The organism is Candidimonas nitroreducens (assembly GCF_002209565.1).
Taxonomy (GTDB): Bacteria; Pseudomonadota; Gammaproteobacteria; order Burkholderiales; family Burkholderiaceae_B; genus Candidimonas; species Candidimonas nitroreducens.
The window spans coordinates 436,963-457,066 of the sequence record NZ_NJIH01000002.1 but is presented as its reverse complement, the minus strand read 5'-3'; the positions used below and the strand labels follow the sequence as shown (position 1 = coordinate 457,066).

Sequence of the window (20,104 nt, the reverse complement as noted above, 5' to 3'; positions counted from 1 at the left end):
TCACTCCGCCGGGTATGCGCGATACCTGGGCGTGTTATTTAACGGCCCTTGCGGCCACATGGATTCAACTTAATGTCTTCCATCCCCTCCATTGCCGCCGCTACCGGCGGCGAGAGTTTTGCCGACCTTTTCGCTGAAAGCATCAAGAACCAGGACATGAAGTCCGGTGAGGTCATTTCCGCGGAAGTCGTGCGCGTCGACCACAATTTCGTCGTGGTCAATGCCGGCCTGAAGTCCGAAGCCCTTATTCCCATCGATGAATTCCTGAACGATCAGGGCGAGCTCGAAGTCAATGCCGGCGACTTCGTTTCCGTCGCCATTGATTCGCTCGAAAACGGCTACGGCGACACCATCCTGTCGCGCGACCGCGCCAAGCGCCTGTCGGCCTGGCTGCAGCTCGAACAGGCCCTGGAATCCGGCGAACTGGTCAACGGCACCATCACCGGCAAGGTCAAGGGCGGCCTCACCGTCATGACCAACGGCATCCGCGCCTTCCTGCCCGGCTCGCTGGTCGACCTGCGTCCGGTCAAGGACACCACCCCCTACGAGGGCAAGACCCTCGAATTCAAGGTCATCAAGCTCGACCGCAAGCGCAACAACGTGGTGCTGTCGCGCCGCGCGGTGCTCGAGGCCAGCATGGGCGAAGAACGCCAGAAGCTGCTGGAAACCCTCACCGAGGGTGCGGTGGTCAAGGGCGTGGTCAAGAACATCACCGATTACGGTGCGTTCGTCGACCTGGGCGGCATCGACGGCCTGCTGCACATCACCGACATGGCCTGGCGCCGTGTCCGTCATCCTTCCGAAGTCCTGCAAGTGGGCCAGGAAATCGAAGCCAAAGTGCTCAAGTTCGACCAGGAAAAGAGCCGTGTCTCGCTGGGCGTCAAGCAGCTGGGCGAAGACCCCTGGGTCGGCCTGGCGCGTCGCTACCCGCAAGGCACCCGCCTGTTCGGCAAGGTCACCAACCTGACCGACTACGGTGCGTTCGTCGAGGTCGAGGCCGGCATCGAAGGCCTGGTGCACGTCTCCGAAATGGATTGGACCAACAAGAACGTCGACCCGCGCAAGGTGGTTACCCTGGGTGAAGAAGTCGAAGTCATGGTGCTCGAGATCGACGAAGACCGTCGCCGCATCTCGCTGGGCATGAAGCAATGCCGCCCCAATCCCTGGGAAGAATTCGCCGTCAACTTCAAGCGCGGCGACAAGGTGCGCGGTGCCATCAAGTCCATCACCGACTTCGGTGTGTTCGTCGGCCTGCCCGGCGGCATCGACGGCCTGGTGCACTTGTCCGACCTGTCCTGGACCGAATCGGGCGAAGAGGCCGTGCGCGGCTTCAAGAAGGGCGACGAGATCGACGCCGTGGTTCTGGGCATCGACACCGACAAGGAACGCATCTCGCTGGGCATCAAGCAGCTCGAAGGCGATCCGTTCAACAACTTCGTGGCCACCTACGACAAGGGCGCGATCGTTCCGGGGGTGATCAAGTCGGTCGAACCCAAGGGCGCCGTCGTGACCCTGTCGGTGGACGTCGAAGGCTACCTGCGCGCCTCCGAGATCTCGGCGGGCCGCGTCGAGGACGCCACCACGGTGCTGAAGGCCGGCGAGAACGTCGAAGCCATGATCGTCAACATCGACCGCAAGTCGCGTTCGATCCAGCTTTCGATCCGCGCCCGCGACAACGCCGAGACCGCCGATACCATCCAACGTATGTCCGAAGCCAGTGCTTCGTCGGGCACCACCAACCTGGGTGCCCTGCTGAAGGCCAAGCTCGATCAACAACGCGACGATGGTTAATAGGCGTGACTAAGTCAGAGCTGATCGCGATACTGGCAAGCCGCTACCCGCAACTGGCAGCGCGCGACACGGATTACGCCGTCAAGACGGTACTCGAGGCGATGACCCAGGCTCTGGCCAGCGGTCAGCGCATCGAGATCCGCGGCTTCGGCAGCTTTTCCCTGTCCGAGCGTTCGCCGCGGGTGGGCCGCAACCCCAAGTCGGGCGAGAAAGTGCTGGTGCCTGGTAAACAGGTGCCGCACTTCAAGGCCGGCAAGGAATTGCGCGAGCGGGTCGATTCGGCCTACGAAGAAGAGGTCAGGGCGGCAGCCGAGCCCTCTTTTGAACTGGGCCAGTTCGATACTCGCATGATGCACGGCTGAAGCCTGGCCGTAGCGCCGGCCAATATGCGACCGAGACCCGTGGTTGTTCCGCGGGCCTGTCTGATGCGAAAAACCCCGCTGCGCAAGCCGCGGGGTTTTTCACTTCTTGGGCTTTGCATGCCAGGCAACGGTGCGCTGCCGGCGGTGTCGGCGCCCAGGCGTTCGATCTCCACGCCCGAGTAGCGTGCCGGGCGGTGCGAACCCGCCCGGCCGGCAGCGAGGATGCCAGGTCAGTGGGCTTCTACGCCGGCTGCTGCCGCCACGGCTTTCCAGCGCTCGGACTCGGACTTGAGAAACGCAGTGAGCTCGCCTCGAGTTTGCGTCGTGTAAGGCTCGATGCCGGACTGGCCGAGCTGGGCCATGACGCCGGGGTCTTTGGCTGTTTGGCTGAATACGGCGTGCAGGCGGTCGGCAACGGCTGCAGGGGTTCCCTTCGGCGCGACGATTGCAAACCAGTTGACGGCCTCTACGCTGGGATAGCCGAGCTCGGCGGTGGTGGGCACGTCAGGTAGGAATGTAGAGCGTGTCTTGCTGGCGACGGCAAGCGCGCGCAGGCGCCCGTCTTTGATGAAGGCCTGCAGGGGGGTGAGATCCATGATGATGCCGTCCACATGGCCTCCGACGGTGTCGGTGGCGGCCGGTGCGCCTCCTTTGTAGGGGATGTGGTTGATTTTCAGGCCTGCCGATGTTTTCAGCAGCTCGATGGCAAGGTGAGGCAAGCCACCATATCCCGACGACGCCATGGACACCGTCCGTTGTTTGGCCAGTGCCGCGAAATCGGCCAGCGTCTTGGCCTTGACCTGCGGGTTGATGGCGATGACTTCGGGAGTCATGGCTATGCGCGCGACGCCGACGAAATCCCGCAGTGGATCGTAGCGCAGGCCGGCGACGGTGTGGGGGTTGATGGCCAGTGTGCTGGCGCTGCCCAGCAACAGGGTATGGCCGTCGGCAGGTGCCTTGGCTACGTATTCGGAAGCGATGGATCCGTTGGCGCCGGGCTTGTTTTCGACAATGATCGGCGTGCCGAGAATATCGCCTGCCTTATGGGCGAATATACGGGCGACGATGTCGTTGGAGCCGCCTGCGGCGAATCCCAGCACCAGCCGTATTGGCTCGTTGGAGGGCGCGTCTTTGCTGGCAGCGTGGGCGGGCAGCCCGCCTAGCAGAGCCACGGCTGCGGATGCCGTGACAAGCAGTTTCTTGATCATGGATAGCTCCGTTGTCTTGTTGGATGCGGTGGCCGGCCGGCGGGTCAGCTCAGCCCGAATGTCGCACGCACTTCGTTGAGCACATCGCGTGGCGGCGTATGGAACGGTGCGTGGATATGCTCACTCTTTTTCAACCCGATCGAGCGCTTCAGGCTCACCAGGGTCTGCGCGAATTTCAAGCCGCAAGCCGTGGTCTCGATCACGGGAACGCCGGTGTTGCCTATGGTGTGGAAGCCATGGCGCACGAATGCCGGCCCGAACAACTGCCCTCCGGCAATCACTACGTCGGCGCCGTCGGCAATGCACTCCCTGGCGGTCTTCTCGAAGGCCACCAAAAACTCGTCATCCTTGCCTTCCAGGCAGCGGACGAAGTTTTCGTAGGTCATGCCGAACTTGCGTACGGGATTGCGCGTGATCGCCCGGGCTTCTAGTCCATAGGTGCGGATGTTGTTTTCGATGACGGGAACGTAGCCGTCCATTACGGTCAGCATGGCGAACTTCCGGCCTAGCGTTGCGGCCAGCATCATGGCTGATTCACCTGGCCCCGCCACCGGAATCTCGGCGGCTTCCCGCGCGGCATATAGACCGGGATCCCAATGGCCGCCGACGATGGCACCGTCGAATCCGCGGGCTTCGGCCTTCAGGATGTCGTTGATGACATGGACATCGTTGATCATGCCCAGGTAGGTCGAAGTCAATAGCGAGGTGGTTTTTTCCAACCAGCCGATTTCCACCTCGACGTCGGGCCCCATGACGTGGCGCGTGTAGTCGCGCAGGGTTTCATCGAGTAGTTCACCGCGCGAGGTGCGGTTGGGCATGGACTTGCTCAGTCCGATGGGCCAATAAAGCTTCATGGGTGGGTTGTCACGATTCATGCATGTACTCCTAGGCGGGTCAAGAATCGGTGAAGGCTTCCCGGAGGGGGCTGGGGCGTGAGCCAGGTGCTGCTTGCGCGGCAGAGAATCGGGTCGCAGGCTCCGGCCCGGTCTGTTTGCGCGCGGCCGGACGCACCGCAGGCATACCGCCGGCAACGGTCTTCGCCTGGCCGGGCGCATGGCCGAGGTGTGCATACGCCTTTTCGGCTCGCGCCAGCAGCTAAGTGACTGCCTGCCGCTGAGGCTTAGGGCGCTGCCGGACTTGGCTTGGTGTTCGCTCCTTTCTATTTATTTGTTCTTTCTAACAGAACAAATATACCTTCTGGAAGAACATTCTAGATATCTTGATACAAGGTGTCAATACTCGATGCAGGCTCGAAAATGGCCGTGCCGTTTATCCGCGCACGTCCGGCGCGCCCGCCGCAGCGAGTGTGCGGCTGTCGAAGTTTGCGCAGCCATGTGGCCACGGATAGTCGGGCATGCGGTAGCGCTGGCACGACGACCCTCTGGCTGCACAGCCATGGCATGGCCGTTTCCCCTTTACAATCTGGGTTTCGGCCGCCGCGGGCATCCCGGCGGTGGTTCCGCCGTTATGGAGTTCGAGTTATGCGTTACCTGGTCTGGGTGTTGCGGATAGTGGTGTTCATTCTGGTATTGCTGTTTGCCTTGAAGAACACCGGGCCGGTCGACGTGGGCCTGTATGCGGAATACGCGATCCGGGGCGTGCCGCTGATCGTGGTGATGCTGGTGCTGTTCGTGCTGGGCGCCTTGTTCGGCCTGCTGGCCGCCATGCCGGCCTTGATGCGCCGCGGGCGCGAGGCGCGCCGGCTGCGCCGCGAGCTCGACCGGCTGGAAGACCGCCTCAAGCATCCGGTCACGCCCACCGCCGCGGTGGCGCCGGAAACCATTGCGCCCATGGCCCCCCTGTAAACCAGCAGCCGAGGTCTCAGAGTGGATTTCGAACCATGGTGGCTGATTTTCGTGCCGATCCTGTTCGCCCTGGGCTGGATCGCGGCGCGCGTCGACATACGCCAGATGCTGTCCGAGACGCGCGCCTTGCCCGACTCGTACTTCAAGGGCCTGAATTTCCTGCTCAATGAAGAGCCCGATCGTGCCATCGACGCCTTTGTCGAGGTGGCCAAGCTCGACCCGGAAACCACGGAACTGCACTTCGCCCTGGGCAGCCTGTTCCGCCGGCGCGGCGAAATGGAGCGCGCCATCCGCGTGCATCAAAGCCTGCTGTCGCGCGCCGATCTGCCCCTGGCAGACCGTGAGCACGCGCAGCACGAGATCGCCCAGGACTTCCTCAAGGCCGGCATGCTGGATCGCGCCGAGCAGGCATTCGAGATCGTGCAGGAAACGCGCTTTGCCATACCGGCGGTGCGCGCGCTGATCCGCATCTACGAATCCGAGCACGACTGGCCCAAGGCCATCGATGCGGTCAAGCGGCTGCGCGCCCTGGTCGACGAGCCCGTACCGCAATTGGTGCATTACGAGTGCGAGCGGGCGCAGGCGGCCATGGCGGCCAAGCCGCCCGACATGGATCTGGCCAACACGGCGCTGGACGCGGCCGACAATGCCGCGCGGGCGCTCAATCGCAAGGGTGTGGGGCAGGCGAGCGAGGCACGCATCGCGATGCTGCGCGCCAATCTGGCCAAGCTCAACCAGCACCCCGAGCGCGAGCGCGCTTATCTCGAGTCCGTGCTGTCCACCGCGCCCGAATATGCCGGCCTGGTGGCGGCCAAGCTGCTCGAGCTGTACCGTGCCGCGGGGCGCCAGGCGGAAGGCCTGGCGCTGCTGCGCGACCACTATTCGCGTTATCCTGAACTCGATCTGTTCAATGTGGTGTTTCGCGAGCTGCGCAACCAGTCCGGCTATACACCTGCCTGGGCCTTTGCGCGCGAGGCCTTGCGCGCCCATCCCTCGCTGCTGGGCCTGGATCGCCTGCTCGAGGCGGAACTCGCCAGCGGCGATGCCGCAGCGCCTCCGGGCGCGCCGCAGGGCGCCGACCTGAGCCTGCTGCGCTCGCTGATCCACAAGCATACCCAGCGCCTGGATCGCTACGCGTGCCGCGTCTGCGGTTTCCAGGCGCGGCATTTCTATTGGCAATGCCCAGGCTGCAATTCCTGGGAAACCTACGAGCCGCGCCGTCTCGAGGAGCTGAAGTGAAACGATTCCCGCCTCCGCTGACGCGCGCTGCCCGCCTGGCTCTGGCTGCCCGCATGCCGTTCGGATTCGCCAGGCATGGCACAGCCCCTGCGGGGCATGCCGTGCCTGGGCCTGCTTGCCTCGTGGCCCGCATGGCGCCTGGCGCGGCGGAGCTGACATAATGAAATTCCCATTGGACGCAGTCAGCCGGGCCAGGGTGCTGGTGGTGGGCGACGTGATGCTGGATCGCTACTGGTTCGGCGAGGTGGAACGGATCTCGCCCGAGGCGCCGGTGCCGGTAGTGCGCGTGGCGCGGCGCGAAGACCGCCTGGGGGGCGCGGCCAACGTGGCGCGCAATATTGTCGCCCTGGGAGGACAGGCCACCTTGCTGGGCGTGGTCGGCACGGACGAGGCCGGGCAGAAGGTGGCGCAATTGGCCGCCGAGGCCGGCATCGGCACGAAGCTGGTCGATGACGCCAGCCTGCACACCACCACCAAGATGCGCGTGCTGGGGCGCCAGCAGCAGCTGTTGCGCATAGATTTCGAGCAAGGCCCGGCGCCGCAGAGCCTGGAGCGGGTACAAGCCGAGATGTCCGCGCTGCTGCGCGACCACGACGTGCTGGTGCTGTCCGATTACGCCAAGGGCGTGCTGGGCCAGGTGGAAGGCCTGATAGCCGCCGCGCGCCAGGCCGGCCTGCCTGTGCTGGTGGATCCCAAAGGGCATTTGTATCGGCGTTATCGCGGCGCCAGCCTGGTGACCCCCAACCGCGCCGAAATGCAGGAGGCGGTGGGGCGCTGGCAGACCGAGGACGAACTTACCGAGCGCGCCCAGGCGCTGCGCGGCGAATTGCAGCTCGAGGCCTTGCTGGTGACGCGCTCCGAGCAGGGCATGACGCTGTTCACGCAGGCCGGGCGCGCGCATGTCGATGCGCTGGCGCACGAAGTGTTCGATGTGTCGGGGGCAGGCGACACCGTGCTCGCCACCCTGGCTGTGACCCGTGCCGCGGGCTTGTCCTGGGAAGATGCCATGCGCTGGGCAAACCGCGCCGGCGGCATCGTGGTGGGCAAACTTGGAACGTCGGTGGTGACGGCAGGAGAATTGGCATGATCATAGTAACCGGAGGCGCCGGCTTCATAGGCAGCAACCTGGTGGCGGGCCTGAACCGCCGCGGCTATACCGACATCATGGTGGTCGACGACCTGACGCAGGGCGACAAGTTCGTCAACCTGGTCGATTGCCGCATCGCCGACTACCTGCACAAAGACGAATTCCGCCAGCGGGTGGCGCGGCGCCAGTTGTCGGGCATAGAGGCGGTGCTGCACCAGGGCGCCTGCTCGGACACGACCGAGCGCAATGGCCAGTACATGCTGGACAACAACTACACCGTAACGCGCGAGCTGTTCGAATACTGCCAGACGCAGAAAATACCGTTGGTGTATGCGTCCTCGGCCGCGGTGTACGGCGCGGGCCCGGTGTATGCGGAAAACCCGGTGTACGAGTCGCCGCTGAATGTGTACGGCTATTCCAAATATCTGTTCGACCAGGTGCTGCGCCGCCATCTGGACGCGCTGGCGGCGCCCGTGGCCGGCCTGCGCTATTTCAATGTCTACGGCCCCAACGAGCAGCACAAGGGCCGCATGGCTTCGGTGGCCTTCCACAACATGAACCAGTTCCGCAAAGAAGGTCATGTGCGCCTGTTCGGCGGCTGGGACGGCTATGCCGACGGCGGCCAGCTGCGCGATTTCGTCTTCATCGACGACGTGGTGGACGTCAACCTGTACTTCCTCGACCACCCCGACAAATCGGGCATTTTCAATTGCGGCACGGGCCGCGCCCAGCCCTTCAACGATGTGGCGCACACCGTGGTCAACACGCTGCGTGCCGCGGAAAACCAGCCTGTGCTGTCGCTGCAGGAAATGGTCGAGCAGCAGTTGATACATTATATCGACTTCCCCGACGACCTGAAGGGCCGCTACCAGAGCCACACCCAGGCCGATCTCACGCAGCTGCGCGCCGCCGGCTACACGCAGCCCTTCCGCGATGTGGGCGACGGGGTTGCGTCTTATGTGCGCGCGCTGCTGGAGCAGGGCCGGCTGTGAAGCCGGCGCGGCGGTAGCTTTACCAATGGATCTTGTGGTGCCGGCGCCCTCGACCGGGGCGGCCGGCTCGCCCATGATGGAAGCCATGAAGGGCGGTGCCCTGTTTGCTTGATGCCCATGTATGAATTCGGCGCCCGCGCCGTCCCTGCGGCGTAGCAAACCCTTGCGGTAGTTATCGATTATCGCCGCGGTTTGCGCCTCGTCTGGACGGCGCGTTCATTCGAATTCAATCCCACGGACTAACCGAACGGGGCACCGGGCCTTCATGCTTGTTCCATCACCAGGAGATCCCATGAATCCCTTTACCGAATCGACTGTCGCGCGTCCGCTGGACGCGAGCGAATGCGCGCCCGTGCGCGGCGCCGTGCGGCGCGGCCGCAGGCCTTTCTGGCGTCCCGCTCTGGGCGCTTTGGGCCTGGCCGCGGGCCTGATGCTGGCGCCGGCGGCCCAGGCGGTGGATGTCAACGCCGCCACCCAGGCACAGCTCGAAACCGTGCGCGGCATAGGCCCCAAGACGGCCCAGGTCATACTGGAAGAGCGGGCGCGCGGCGGGCGTTTCGAATCCTTCGACGACCTGGCCGAGCGCGTCAAGGGCATAGGGCCCAAGAAAGCCGTGACCCTGCAGGCCTCGGGGCTGACGGTGGGGGCGGCCGGAGCGGCCGCGGGCACGGCGCAGGCGGCCGCTGCTTCGGCCCAGGCCAAAGCGGTTTCAGGCCGCAAGGCGCAGGGCGGAGCCAAGGCTTCGGGTCGATCCGGCAAGTCCGCCGGACGCTGACGCTCCGTCGCCTCGCGCGTGATGAGGCCTGCACCCCATGCGGTGCAGGCTTGTCGCCCGCCGCGCGTTCATCTGCACATCTGCACGGGGTGGGCGCTGCCCGTCGCGCAAGCCTGCGTCGCGCGCGGCTATCGGTGTATGATTTCCGCATGAAAAAATACCCGACCATCGAAGACACCATAGGCGCAACTCCCCTGGTGCGCCTGCAACGCATACCCGGCCAGGCTGGCGAGGCCCGCGGCAATGTCATTCTGGCCAAGCTGGAAGGCAACAACCCGGCTGGCTCGGTCAAGGACAGGGCGGCCAGCTCCATGATCCGCCACGCGCAGGAACGCGGCGATATCGCCCCGGGCGACACGCTCATTGAAGCCACCAGCGGCAACACCGGCATCGCGCTGGCCATGGCCGCCGCCATACGCGGCTACAAGATGATCCTGATCATGCCCGACAACCTGACGCAGGAACGCCGGGCGGCCATGACGGCCTACGGGGCGCAGCTCATTCTTACCAAGGCGAGCGAGGGCGGCATGGAATACGCGCGCGACCTTGCCTTGAAGATGCAGGCCGAGGGCAAGGGCAAGGTGCTCGATCAGTTCGCCAACGCCGACAATCCGCGTGCGCACATCGAGACCACCGGCCCCGAGATCTGGCAGCAGACCGACGGCCAGGTCACGCACTTCGTCAGCGCCATGGGTACCACCGGCACCATCATGGGTGTGGCCACGTATCTGCACTCGCGCAATGCCGGCATCCGCGTGGTGGGGGCTCAGCCCGCGCCGGGCTCGCAGATCCCCGGCATACGCAAGTGGCCCGAAGCCTACCAGCCCAAAATCTACGATGCCAGCAAGGTGGATGAATTCGAACTGATCCAGCAGTCGGAGGCCGAGGAAATGGCCCGCAGGCTGGCGGCCGAAGAGGGCATCTTCGGCGGCATCTCGTCGGCCGGCGCGGCCGTGGCGGCCCTGCGCGTGGCCGCGCGGGTCGAAAATTCCACCATCGTCTTCATCGTCTGCGATCGCGGCGACCGCTACCTGTCGACCGGCGTGTTCAATTAGCATCCTGCCGCAACGCTACATCGCTACATCGCTACATCGCTACATCGCTACATCGCCGCAGCGCCGCAACGCCGCAACGCAATATCGCCGCACCGCTACATCGTTTACGGCTGCGGCTAATGAGCCTTGCCAGTCTGGGGCTGCTGGCGAGGTTTTGATGCGTGTGCCTCAGTTCGGGCCGGGCAGCCCCAGGTTGTCGGCGATGGCCTGGGCCAGGTCGGCAACGGACGCCGCGTAGAAATAACTGTGGTTGTAGTGCGTGATGGCGAAGAAATTCGGTGTGCCGGTACGGTATTCCTTGAGATTGCGAGGCTCGTCGACCAAGTCCACCACGCCCAGCGGATACTGCTCCCAGGCGGTGTTCGCCGCCCCGGGGCGCACTCGGGCGCCGCGCGCCTGCAGTTTCGCCCAGTCTGTGCTGGGCACGATGCCGCCGCCCACCAGCGCGCCGGCGTCGGGCGGCAGCAGTACCGGGGCGAAGACCGGCAGGCCGGGCACCCAGCCGTGCTGGCGCAGGTAGTTGGCCACTGACGGGATGGCGTCTTTCGGGTCGTAGAGCAGGTCGATGTGGCCGTCGCCATCGCCGTCGACGGCGTAGCGCATGATGCTGCCCGGCATGAACTGGGGCAGGCCGATGGCGCCGGCATAAGAACCTTCGACTTCGAGCGCGTTGAGCTTCTTTTCGTGGTCGAGCTGGATCAGGTCGGCCAGCTGGTTGCGGAACATGAGGCTGCGCTCGGGCCGCGCGTCATCGGGATTGCTGAAGCCCAGCGTGGCCAGCGCGTCGATGACCGCAAAACCGCCGGTCTGCCTGCCGTAAATGGTTTCGACGCCGATGATGGCGACGATGATGGATTGCGGCACGCCGTAGCGGCGGGCGGCGGCGTCCAGGGTGGCCTGGTTTTCCATCCAGAACTGCGAGCCGGCGCGTATGCGTATCGGGTCGACGAAGCGCTTGCGGTAGGTAACCCAGCTGCGGCGCACGTGGATATTGGACGGCCGCATCAGGCGCGCCACCGTGGCGTTGTAGCGGGCGGCCTTGAGCACGGTTTCCACGCGCGGCAGCGGCACGCCGCGAGTTTGCGAGACTTCGCGCGCATAGGCCTGGATGTCGGGTCGCAAGCGGCCGCCGGCATCCTGGAAGCTGGTGGAGCCGCTGATGGATCTGCCTGCCTGGATGGATGGCGTTGCCGTCGTGCCCGTGCCGGCCGTGGGCTGCGCCGGCGCCGATGGGGCGGTGGCGGGGCGGGTTTTCGTCGTTGCGCAGCCGCTCAGGGCCAGAGCCAGCGCGGCGGCTTGCAAAATACGAAAGGGTCTGAACATAATCATCCTTATGGAGACCCTATATATTACCCACCCGGCATGCCGTTTGCATGAAATGGGGCAATGGCATCCCGAGTGTCCGGCGCGCCTGGATGCCATCAATGACCAGCTGCTGGCCAGCGGCCTGCTCGACTTCCTGCGCGAGGTTCAGGCGCCGCAGGCGCAGCGCGCCGATCTGCTGCGCGTGCATACCGCGCAATATCTCGACTATCTGCAGGCCCATGCGCCGGCGCAGGGCTATTTCGAGCTGGATCCCGACACGCTGCTCAATGCGCACACGCTGGAAGCGGCGCAGGTGGCGGCCGGTGCCGGCCTGGCCGCGGTCGATGCCATCATGCAGGGACAGGCCGCCACGGCCTTCTGCGCGGTGCGGCCTCCGGGGCATCATGCGCGCCCGGGCCAGGCCATGGGTTTCTGCATCTACAACAATATCGCAGTGGCGGTGGCCTACGCGCTGGATAAATATGCCTTGCAGCGCGTGGCGGTGATCGATTTCGACGTGCATCATGGCAACGGCACCGAGGAAATGTTCGCCGGCGACGAGCGAGTGCTGATGTGCAGTTTTTTCCAGCACCCCTTCTACCCGGGCAGCGGGGCGCCGCCGGCGGCGCCCAATATGCTCAACATACCGGTGCAGGCCTATACCGGTGGCGATATGCTGCGGCAAATCGTCAGCGACGTCTGGCTGCCGCGCCTCGAGGCCTTCCGGCCCGAATTCGTCTTCATATCGGCGGGTTTCGACGCCCATCGCGAAGACGATATGGGCCAGCTCTCCATGAGCGATGCCGACTACGCCTGGATCACGGAACAGGTGGTTGCATTGGCCGATGTAACGGCGCAAGGGCGCGTCGCCAGCTTCCTGGAAGGCGGCTACAACCTGTCGGCACTGGGGCGCAGCGCTGCCGCGCACGTGCGCGCGCTGGCAAAGTTGTAGAATGGTCGTTTACGGCATTGCGCCGCAGCAATTTATGCGATCCGAGCCGGGCCTGTCCCGACACAACAAGGATGCTGCGGCGCCGCAAGAGAGCGACAGATTTCTTTTGACTTTTGACAATTCCCTGGAGGATGCTGGATGAAGGTTTTAGTACCCGTCAAGCGCGTCGTCGACTACAACGTCAAGGTGCGCGTCAAGTCCGATCAAAGCGGTGTGGACATTGCCAACGTGAAGATGTCGATGAATCCGTTCGATGAGATCGCCGTCGAAGAAGCCACACGCCTGAAGGAAAAGGGCGCGGCCACGGAAGTGGTGGCGGTGTCCTGCGGCGTGGCGCAATGCCAGGAAACCCTGCGCACCGCCATGGCCATCGGCGCCGACCGCGGCGCCCTGGTACAGACCGATGCCGAGCTGCAGCCGCTGGCGGTGGCCAAGCTGCTCAAGGCGCTGGTCGACAAGGAACAGCCGCAACTGGTGATCCTGGGCAAGCAGGCGATCGACGACGACGCCAACCAGACGGGCCAGATGCTGGCCGCGTTGCTGGGCTGGCCCCAGGCTACCTTCGCCAGCAAGCTGGAAGTCTCCGGCGACAGTGCCACCGTCACGCGTGAAGTGGACGGCGGCCTGGAAACCATCACGCTGAAGCTGCCGGCTATCGTCACCACCGACTTGCGCCTGAACGAGCCGCGTTACGTCACGCTGCCCAACATCATGAAGGCCAAGAAGAAGCAGCTCGACAATTACACCCCGGCCGACCTGGGCGTGGACGTGGCGCCGCGCCTGAAGACGCTCAAGGTCACCGAGCCGCCGGCACGCTCCGCGGGCGTGATGGTGCCCGACGTGGCTACTCTGGTCGAGAAGCTCAAGAACGAAGCGAAGGTGATCTGATCATGACGAATCTGGTAATAGCCGAACACGACAACGCCCAGCTCAAAGGCGCTACGCTGAACACGGTGGCCGCGGCGGCAAAGATTGGCGGCGACGTGCACGTGCTGGTCGCGGGTAGCGGCGCGCAGGCTGTGGCCGAGCAGGCTGCGCAGATCGCCGGCGTCTCCAAAGTGCTGTTGGCCGACGCGCCGCAACTGGCCGACGGGCTGGCCGAGAATCTGGCCGAGCAGGTGCTGGCGGTGGCCAAGGACTACAGCCACATCCTGTTCCCGTCCACGGCCTCGGGCAAGAACGTGGCTCCGCGCGTGGCCGCCAAGCTGGACGTGGCGCAGGTCTCCGACATTATCGCGGTCGATGCGCCCGATACCTTCCAGCGTCCGATCTACGCCGGCAACGCGATTGCCACGGTGCAGTCTGCCGATCCGGTCAAGGTGCTGACGGTGCGCACCACGGGTTTCGACGCGGTAGCCGCCCAAGGCGGCAGCGCTGCGGTGGAGTCCGTGGCGGCGGTGGCCGATTCCGGCCTGTCGTCTTTCGTCGGGCGTGAAGTGGCCAAGAGCGACCGTCCCGAACTGACCGCGGCCAAGATCGTGGTGTCGGGCGGGCGCGGCATGGGCAGCGCCGAGAACTTCAAGATTCTCGATCCGCTGGCCGACAAGCTGGGCGCGGCACTGGGCGCATCGCGCGCCGCGGTGGACGCGGGCTATGCGCCCAACGACTGGCAGGTGGGCCAGACCGGCAAGATCGTGGCGCCGCAGCTGTACGTGGCCATCGGTATTTCGGGGGCGATCCAGCACCTGGCCGGCATGAAGGACTCGAAGGTCATCGTGGCCATCAACAAAGACGCCGAGGCGCCGATCTTCGGCGTGGCCGACTACGGCCTGGTGGCCGATCTGTTCCAGGCCGTGCCGGAACTGGTCTCCGCCCTGTAATACCGCAGTCCCGCGCGGCAGTCGCGCCGCGCGCACGACAAGCCCCGCCCCGGAAATACCTGGGCGGGGTTTTTCATTCCATATTGCCCAGCATCGGGCGCGCGCATGCCTGGCCGATGCCTGCGTGAGCCCGCTCTACGGGCCGTCGTGGAACGACAGTTCCAGGCCGATCCGCTGCCCGCTGCGCACGCGGCCGATCGCATGCTTGAGATTGACCCGGTAATGGCCTTTGCTGCCTTTGAACGGCCGCTGCGCCGTAGCGATGATGGCGGCATCGCCCAGCCGCAGCGGTACGACTATCGGGCGGGACTGCATGCGCGGGCGTTGTTCAGTCATCACGAATTCGCCGCCGGTGTAATCTGCGCCCGGTACCCCCAGCAGGACTACGATTTGCATGGGAAACACATGTGCGCCCTTGCTTTGCTGATGTAGTGCCACAAAGTCCGATTCGCCCAGTCGGTCGTAGCGGCTCAGGGGCCGCGTCTGGCCGGCCTTGCGATTGCGCTGCTGGAACTCGTGCAATGTCGCCGGGTAGCGGTAATCCAGGCCCAGTGTTTCGTTCCAGCGGTTGGCGATGGGGGTCAGGTGTTCATAGAACGCCACCCGCCATGCCGCCAGAGGCTCGGGCAGCTGGTTCCCGAAAAAATGCAGCTCGCCGCGCCCCAGGCCGCAGGAAGCCAAAGACACGCGGCGCAGAGCCGCGCAGGCGCAGCCGTTGAGCCGATGCGCCAGGCCTTGTGCCTGTGTGGGTTCGAGCAAACCGGGAAGCACGGCATAGCCTTCGGCATCCAGCTGGGCGATGATGCCCGGCCAATCCAGGTTTTTCAGCGTGGCCCGGAATGAGGCCGTCGATGGGGTCATGGGCAAGCCGTGTTCGAACATGAGGCCGTCCTGATTCCTTCAACGCGCATCGTGGAAGATCAGGCCTACGGTATGGCGCGTGCCGCTGCGCAGGAGGCTGACGCCATGGCGCATCTCGGCTTTGCGTATGCCACCCCGCTTGCCCGGCGCCGGCCGCCGGTGTACGGAGAAGACCGCCGCGTCGCCCTGGCGCAGCGGAATCACTTCGGCGCGCTGGCCGGAACCGCTTGTTTCGGTCATGACGAACTCGCCTCCGGAAAAATCCTTCCCGGGCTCGGACAGCAGAATGACGACTTGCAGCGGAAACACGTGCTCGCCGTATAAGTCCTGGTGCAGGCAGTTGTAGTCGCCTTTCCGGTATTCCAGAATCAAAGGCGTAGGCCGCGTCTGGCCTGCCTCGTGGCATTGCGCCAGGAAGTCATCCAGGCCGGCGGGGTATCGCACGTCGCTGCCCAGTTGCCGGCGCCAGCGATTGGCGATGGGGGCCAGACGGGGATAAAGCGCAACTCGCAGGCTGTCGACCAGGGGCGGCAGAGGGTAGGCGAAATATTTGTATTCACCGCGCCCGAAACCGTGGCGGGCCATCACAATGCGCGCGCGATAGCCGTCTTCCTGCGCATAGAGCGCGGCCAATGCCTCGCACTGGGCGCGATTCAGCAGGCCCGGCAGTAGCGCAAGCCCGCTCTCGTCCAGCGATCGCTCGATGCCGTCCCAGTCCTGCGCGAGCCCGGCGGTGGTAGGGCCAGCAGAGGGGAAGCGAAAATCGATAGCGGATTGCCGGTGGAGGCTCATGAAGGCATCTGCCGAAGTCGTTGACATACCATCAGTCTAGGGATAGGCTGCTTTGATGAAACTCCGATCCTTGCGGTCGAATTCCATCTGGCCGCGAGGGCCGTTCGCCCCGGACGGGCCGCGCCGAGGCATCGCACAATCCGGGCATGCGTGGGCGCGCTGGTGACTATTATCGTGCCCTGCGCAACGGGCCATCGAGAGCATGATAGCCACTGCGCCTCAGGCAGCGAACCTTCTGGCGCTGGCGACGCAAATGACTGCGCCCAGCGTCACGATGAGCATGGCCCAGCTTACCGTTTCGTGCAAAAGCAGGGCGGCCAGGCCCAGGCCGAAGAAGGGCTGCAACAGCTGCAGCTGGCCCACTGCGGCGATGCCGCCCAGGGCCAGGCCGCGGTACCAGAACATGAAGCCTATCAGCATGCTGAAGATGGACACATACGCGAGCCCGACCCAGGCCGAGGTGCCTACGCCGGCGAATGATGCCGGCATGGTGTACAGGCCCAGCGGCAGCATGACCGGCAGCGCCAGCACCAGCGCCCAGCTGATGACCTGCCAGCCGCCCAGCTTGCGGGACAGTTTGGCGCCTTCGGCGTAGCCCAGGCCGCACACGATAATCGCGCCCAGCATCAGTAAATCGCCTTGCATGGATGCGGATCCTCGCATGCCGTTGGACAAGGCGTAGCCGACCACGAAGGCACTGCCCAGCAGTGCGAACAGCCAGAACGCCGGCCGGGGGCGCTCGCCGCCGCGCAGCACGCCGAAAGCGGCGGTGCACAGCGGCAGCATCCCCAGGAAAACGATCGAATGGGCGGACGATATATGACGCAAGGCCAGCGCCGTCAGCAGCGGAAAACCGACCACCACGCCCAGCGCAATGATCGCCAGCGAGGGTATCTGCGACTTGTCCGGGCGGCGTTGACGCCAGGCCAGCAGCAGCGTCAGGCCGAGCAGCGCCGCAATGCTGGCCCGCGCACAGGTCACGAACACGGGCTCGAGGTCGATGACCGCGGCGCGCGTCGCCGGCAATGAGCCGGCAAAGATCAGCACGCCGATAAAACCGCTGATCCACCCGCTAGCCGTCTTTTCCATCGTCGGTATTCCAAGGTTTGTGATTGTCATTTGCGCCTTCCCGTGGCTGGCTGCCGCGCAGCCGCTAATTGGCCAGCCCGAGGGCTAGCGGCTTAGGATTGCGCGGGAAAGCGCAATTCTGTCGGGCGCCCACCAGCAGTGGGCTGGCCGCCGAGATCCTCAAGTAGAACACGGAAGCACAGCCTAGCGCGGCGTCGGATAGCGCTGCCGCCCCTTATTGTCGGGCCGGAGGGCTCGTCAGCGGCCGCCGCTGCCTGTACTTCCCGGTACTTCCCATGGGCGGAAGGACGTGGCCGGGCACTCGCCTGTTGCGCCCTTTGGCGCAGCCCATGGTTAGCGTTTCTACTTATTGTTAAGGCCTTACAAGAGTTATATTGTCATAACAACACAAAGATATGTAGCCATGTGAACTTCTTTTCATGAGCCCAGAATCCGCCTTGCCAGCCAGCCCCACACCGCTGTATTTCCGCGTGGAGCAGCGTATACGGCAATCAATTGATGACGGTTTGATCGCTCCCGGAGCAGAGTTGCCAACCGAGGTCGAGCTCTGCAAGCGATATGGGGTCAGCCGAATTACTGTCAGGCGTGCTTTGGGACGCCTTGTTAGTCAAGGGGTGGTAGTAAGGAAGCAAGGCGTTGGCACCTTCGTCAGCCATGCGCCATCGAAGCTCGTGCAGTTGACGGCATCGCTTGAAACTATGCTCGCGCCTGCGCCTTCGCTGTCTCAGGTTGTGTTGGGAATGGAGATCGTCAAGGCAACGGGAGAGATCGCGGCAGGGTTGCGGCTGGCCGAAGATGAGCCAGTCATGGCTTGCAACATGTTGCATTGCGGCCGCGAGGGGCCGTTCAGTTTTTCTTTCATGTACGTCACGCCCGACGTAGGGCGGCAGTTGGATCCCAAACGCCTAGTGGAGGGCCGCCCGGCTGTTTGTGTCGCAGAGGACGTGTTCAACCGTCAGATTGGCAGAGCCGAACAAGCGATAGATCCCGATCGGGCAAGCCGCGCCGTTGCAAGCCACCTCGAAATAAAAGCGGGGACGCCATTGTTACGCGTTACGCGCACTTACTTCGTGGACAGCGATCAACCTATCGCAACTGTTGTCGCTTGGTATCACCCGCAGCGCTTTAGATATTCAGTACTCCTGCTGCCCAGCCCCTGAGTTTTTCCGTCTTGGCGCTGCCACCTATAAATTCAAAGGAGGTGCAAATGTCTTTGCCGTCTATGACACGGTTGATTTCGAAACTTTAAATAGAAAAGCCGTTTCGATCATCAAGGCAGCCGGCATGTTTCTGCTTCAGGCCCTGCGCGTCATGGCTGCTGGGCCGCGGGTTACTGAAGGTGATTCGCAAGAGATACGTCTGGCGGCCCTAATAATCTAGGTTCAATAGGAGGAGGTTCCAAATGAAGCACTGGCTAAGTTTGGCAGTTTTGCTATTAGGAGTCGGTTTCGGGGCGCAGCCCGCAATGTCTCAACCGACGCTGAAGAATCTCGTTATTGAGCAGGGGTCGGACATTGTATCGTTGGATCCTCAGCTTGAAATCGACACGGCCACAGGCCGAGTCACGCAGAATATCTATGACTCGCTGTTTCGCGTTGGCCCGGACGGCAATCCGGTGCCGCATCTCGCAGTGTCGTATCGATTGGTGGATCCGCTGACTTGGGAAATCAATTTGCGGCACGGTGTGAAATTCCATGACGGCGAGGATTTCAACGCGGAGGCTGTAAAGTTCAGTATCGAGCGGTCTCGTGATCAGAGTATCAAGCCGCGGCCGCGTCTCGCCGCGTACTACACGACATTCGCTGATGTCGAGGTGGTCGACCCTTACACGGTTCGGATTAAGACCAAAGAGCCGGATCCTATCGTCATCCGAAGGCTTACGGGCCTGTTCGGAGTGATGCTTCCTCCCAAATACATAAAAAAATACGGCAATGACATCCTGAAGACCAAGCCGGTCGGTACTGGCCCCTATAAATTTGTGCGATGGGACAAGGACGAAAGTCTTGTGCTCCAGGCTAATGACCAGTATTGGGGAAGGAAGTCGGGAATCGAGCGCGTCACATTCAAGCCGGTTTCGGAAATAACGACGCGTATTGCGGATCTCAAGCTCGGCAGGGCGGATATTATCAGCGATGTGCCTCCGGATCAGATCAAATCCTTGAGAGAGACTGCAAACGTGAGCGTCAAGGTCATGATGAGCTCGCGCAATATCCACATAGTTTTCAACCCCCTCAACGGCGGCCCGCTGGCCGACCGGCGAGTCCGCGTTGCCCTGACGCATGCTGTCGACGTCGATGGCTTGATCAAGAACATCCTTGGCGGGCATGGCCGCCGTATCGCAACATTGTTCATTCCGGAAACGGCTGGATTCGATCCGACCGTCAAGCCTTTGTCGTACGACCCGGCGCTAGCGAAAAAAATGCTGGCTGAAGCGGGCTACCCCAAAGGATTCGAAGTCGGATTCGATGTTCCGAGCGGCCGCTATGTGAAGATCGACGAAATCGCGGAGGCTATCGCGGGTCAACTCGCTGCAGTTGGAGTGACAGCGAAAATCCATCGCTACGAGTGGGGCGGTTTCGTCAAGCGGTGGGCCGCTCGGAAATTCTCCGGCCTTGCCATTCTCGGGGCGGGAGATGAAATGTTTGACGCCGACCAGTTGCTGACGTCGCGCTTGATCACGAATGCGAATTACGGCGGCTTCTACAGCAACCCCAAACTGGACAAACTGATTCTTGCCGGCCGCAAGACGACCGATGTCGCGGCCCGGATGAAGATCTATAGCGACATACAGCACATTATCCAGGAAGACGCGCCGATTCTGCCCTTGTACCAGCAGCCCAACATTTATGGCATTCGAAGTGACCGCATACAGTGGAAGCCGACGATCGATGAAAAAATCGATCTGGATCAGATCACTGTAGTTGGTCATTGACAAAAGAGAGTCTAGTTCTGTTGCAGCCACAGCCGGCAA

19 protein-coding genes are annotated in these 20,104 nt (G+C 63.5%); 13 read left to right on the top strand and 6 right to left on the bottom strand.

Annotated elements, in window-relative coordinates; all coding sequences use genetic code 11:
- Positions 1 to 72 precede the first annotated feature (72 nt).
- Positions 73 to 1,791 (top strand): 30S ribosomal protein S1, encoded by a 1,719-nt coding sequence (gene rpsA, locus CEY11_RS03515; RefSeq protein WP_088601956.1) that lies wholly within the window; start codon positions 73 to 75, stop codon positions 1,789 to 1,791.
- A gap of 5 nt (positions 1,792 to 1,796) precedes the next feature.
- Positions 1,797 to 2,153, top strand: coding sequence for an integration host factor subunit beta (locus tag CEY11_RS03510; protein ID WP_088601955.1), 357 nt, complete (start codon positions 1,797 to 1,799; stop codon positions 2,151 to 2,153).
- 230 nt (positions 2,154 to 2,383) lie between these two features.
- Here CEY11_RS03510 and CEY11_RS03505 read toward each other — a convergent pair whose 3' ends face one another.
- Positions 2,384 to 3,361: a Bug family tripartite tricarboxylate transporter substrate binding protein gene (locus tag CEY11_RS03505; RefSeq protein ID WP_088601954.1), complete on the bottom strand. Its 978-nt coding sequence runs from the start codon at positions 3,359 to 3,361 to the stop codon at positions 2,384 to 2,386.
- A 44-nt stretch (positions 3,362 to 3,405) separates the two neighbouring features.
- Positions 3,406 to 4,236, bottom strand: coding sequence for an aspartate/glutamate racemase family protein (locus CEY11_RS03500; protein WP_143322673.1), 831 nt, complete (start codon positions 4,234 to 4,236; stop codon positions 3,406 to 3,408).
- Positions 4,237 to 4,842: 606 nt separating this feature from the next.
- On the opposite strand from CEY11_RS03500, the gene CEY11_RS03495 reads away from it, so the two are divergent.
- The 6 genes from CEY11_RS03495 to cysM all read left to right on the top strand — a co-directional run bounded on the left by CEY11_RS03495 (position 4,843) and on the right by cysM (position 10,314).
- Entirely contained in the window at positions 4,843 to 5,166 is a 324-nt protein-coding gene (locus CEY11_RS03495; protein ID WP_088601952.1) for a LapA family protein, read from the top strand.
- A 21-nt stretch (positions 5,167 to 5,187) separates the two neighbouring features.
- Positions 5,188 to 6,405 carry a lipopolysaccharide assembly protein LapB gene (gene lapB, locus CEY11_RS03490; RefSeq protein ID WP_088601951.1) on the top strand — a complete coding sequence of 406 codons (1,218 nt, stop codon included), beginning with the start codon at positions 5,188 to 5,190 and terminating at the stop codon, positions 6,403 to 6,405.
- A 160-nt stretch (positions 6,406 to 6,565) separates the two neighbouring features.
- Positions 6,566 to 7,492, top strand: coding sequence for a D-glycero-beta-D-manno-heptose-7-phosphate kinase (rfaE1, locus tag CEY11_RS03485; RefSeq protein WP_198958821.1), 927 nt, complete (start codon positions 6,566 to 6,568; stop codon positions 7,490 to 7,492).
- Entirely contained in the window at positions 7,489 to 8,484 is a 996-nt protein-coding gene (gene rfaD / locus CEY11_RS03480) for an ADP-glyceromanno-heptose 6-epimerase (protein WP_088601950.1), read from the top strand. Before rfaE1 ends, rfaD begins: the two co-directional genes overlap by 4 nt.
- Before the next feature lie 292 nt (positions 8,485 to 8,776).
- The gene (locus CEY11_RS03475; protein WP_233154698.1) at positions 8,777 to 9,259 is read left to right on the top strand and encodes a ComEA family DNA-binding protein; all 483 of its coding nucleotides are present in this window, start codon (positions 8,777 to 8,779) and stop codon (positions 9,257 to 9,259) included.
- Positions 9,260 to 9,408: 149 nt separating this feature from the next.
- On the top strand, positions 9,409 to 10,314 hold the full coding sequence (gene cysM, locus CEY11_RS03470; protein WP_088601948.1) for a cysteine synthase CysM: 906 nt from the start codon (positions 9,409 to 9,411) through the stop codon (positions 10,312 to 10,314).
- A gap of 168 nt (positions 10,315 to 10,482) precedes the next feature.
- On the opposite strand, the gene mltB is transcribed toward cysM, so the two are convergent.
- A complete protein-coding gene (gene mltB, locus CEY11_RS03465; protein ID WP_088601947.1) occupies positions 10,483 to 11,637 on the bottom strand; it encodes a lytic murein transglycosylase B in 1,155 nt (384 codons plus the stop codon).
- Positions 11,638 to 11,647: 10 nt separating this feature from the next.
- Here mltB and CEY11_RS03460 point away from each other — a divergent pair, with 10 nt between their 5' ends.
- From CEY11_RS03460 to CEY11_RS03450, 3 genes are all read left to right on the top strand, one after another.
- Complete coding sequence (locus CEY11_RS03460) at positions 11,648 to 12,571, top strand: histone deacetylase family protein (RefSeq protein WP_088601946.1); 924 nt, start codon at positions 11,648 to 11,650, stop codon at positions 12,569 to 12,571.
- A 138-nt stretch (positions 12,572 to 12,709) separates the two neighbouring features.
- Positions 12,710 to 13,459, top strand: coding sequence for an electron transfer flavoprotein subunit beta/FixA family protein (locus CEY11_RS03455; RefSeq protein ID WP_088601945.1), 750 nt, complete (start codon positions 12,710 to 12,712; stop codon positions 13,457 to 13,459).
- A gap of 2 nt (positions 13,460 to 13,461) precedes the next feature.
- Positions 13,462 to 14,391 carry an electron transfer flavoprotein subunit alpha/FixB family protein gene (locus CEY11_RS03450; protein WP_088601944.1) on the top strand — a complete coding sequence of 310 codons (930 nt, stop codon included), beginning with the start codon at positions 13,462 to 13,464 and terminating at the stop codon, positions 14,389 to 14,391.
- Between the two features lie 135 nt (positions 14,392 to 14,526).
- On the opposite strand, the gene CEY11_RS03445 is transcribed toward CEY11_RS03450, so the two are convergent.
- The 3 genes from CEY11_RS03445 to CEY11_RS03435 all read right to left on the bottom strand — a co-directional run bounded on the left by CEY11_RS03445 (position 14,527) and on the right by CEY11_RS03435 (position 17,133).
- Positions 14,527 to 15,273: a 2OG-Fe(II) oxygenase gene (locus CEY11_RS03445; protein ID WP_233154697.1), complete on the bottom strand. Its 747-nt coding sequence runs from the start codon at positions 15,271 to 15,273 to the stop codon at positions 14,527 to 14,529.
- 18 nt (positions 15,274 to 15,291) lie between these two features.
- On the bottom strand, positions 15,292 to 16,044 hold the full coding sequence (locus tag CEY11_RS03440) for a 2OG-Fe(II) oxygenase (RefSeq protein ID WP_088602040.1): 753 nt from the start codon (positions 16,042 to 16,044) through the stop codon (positions 15,292 to 15,294).
- Positions 16,045 to 16,263: 219 nt separating this feature from the next.
- Positions 16,264 to 17,133, bottom strand: a complete 870-nt coding sequence (locus CEY11_RS03435) for a DMT family transporter (RefSeq protein WP_088601943.1) — start codon at positions 17,131 to 17,133, stop codon at positions 16,264 to 16,266.
- A gap of 419 nt (positions 17,134 to 17,552) precedes the next feature.
- On the opposite strand from CEY11_RS03435, the gene CEY11_RS03430 reads away from it, so the two are divergent.
- Together CEY11_RS03430 and CEY11_RS03425 are read left to right on the top strand one after the other, a co-directional pair.
- Entirely contained in the window at positions 17,553 to 18,293 is a 741-nt protein-coding gene (locus CEY11_RS03430; protein ID WP_088601942.1) for a GntR family transcriptional regulator, read from the top strand.
- A 242-nt stretch (positions 18,294 to 18,535) separates the two neighbouring features.
- Entirely contained in the window at positions 18,536 to 20,065 is a 1,530-nt protein-coding gene (locus tag CEY11_RS03425) for an ABC transporter substrate-binding protein (RefSeq protein WP_088601941.1), read from the top strand.
- Positions 20,066 to 20,104 lie beyond the last annotated feature (39 nt).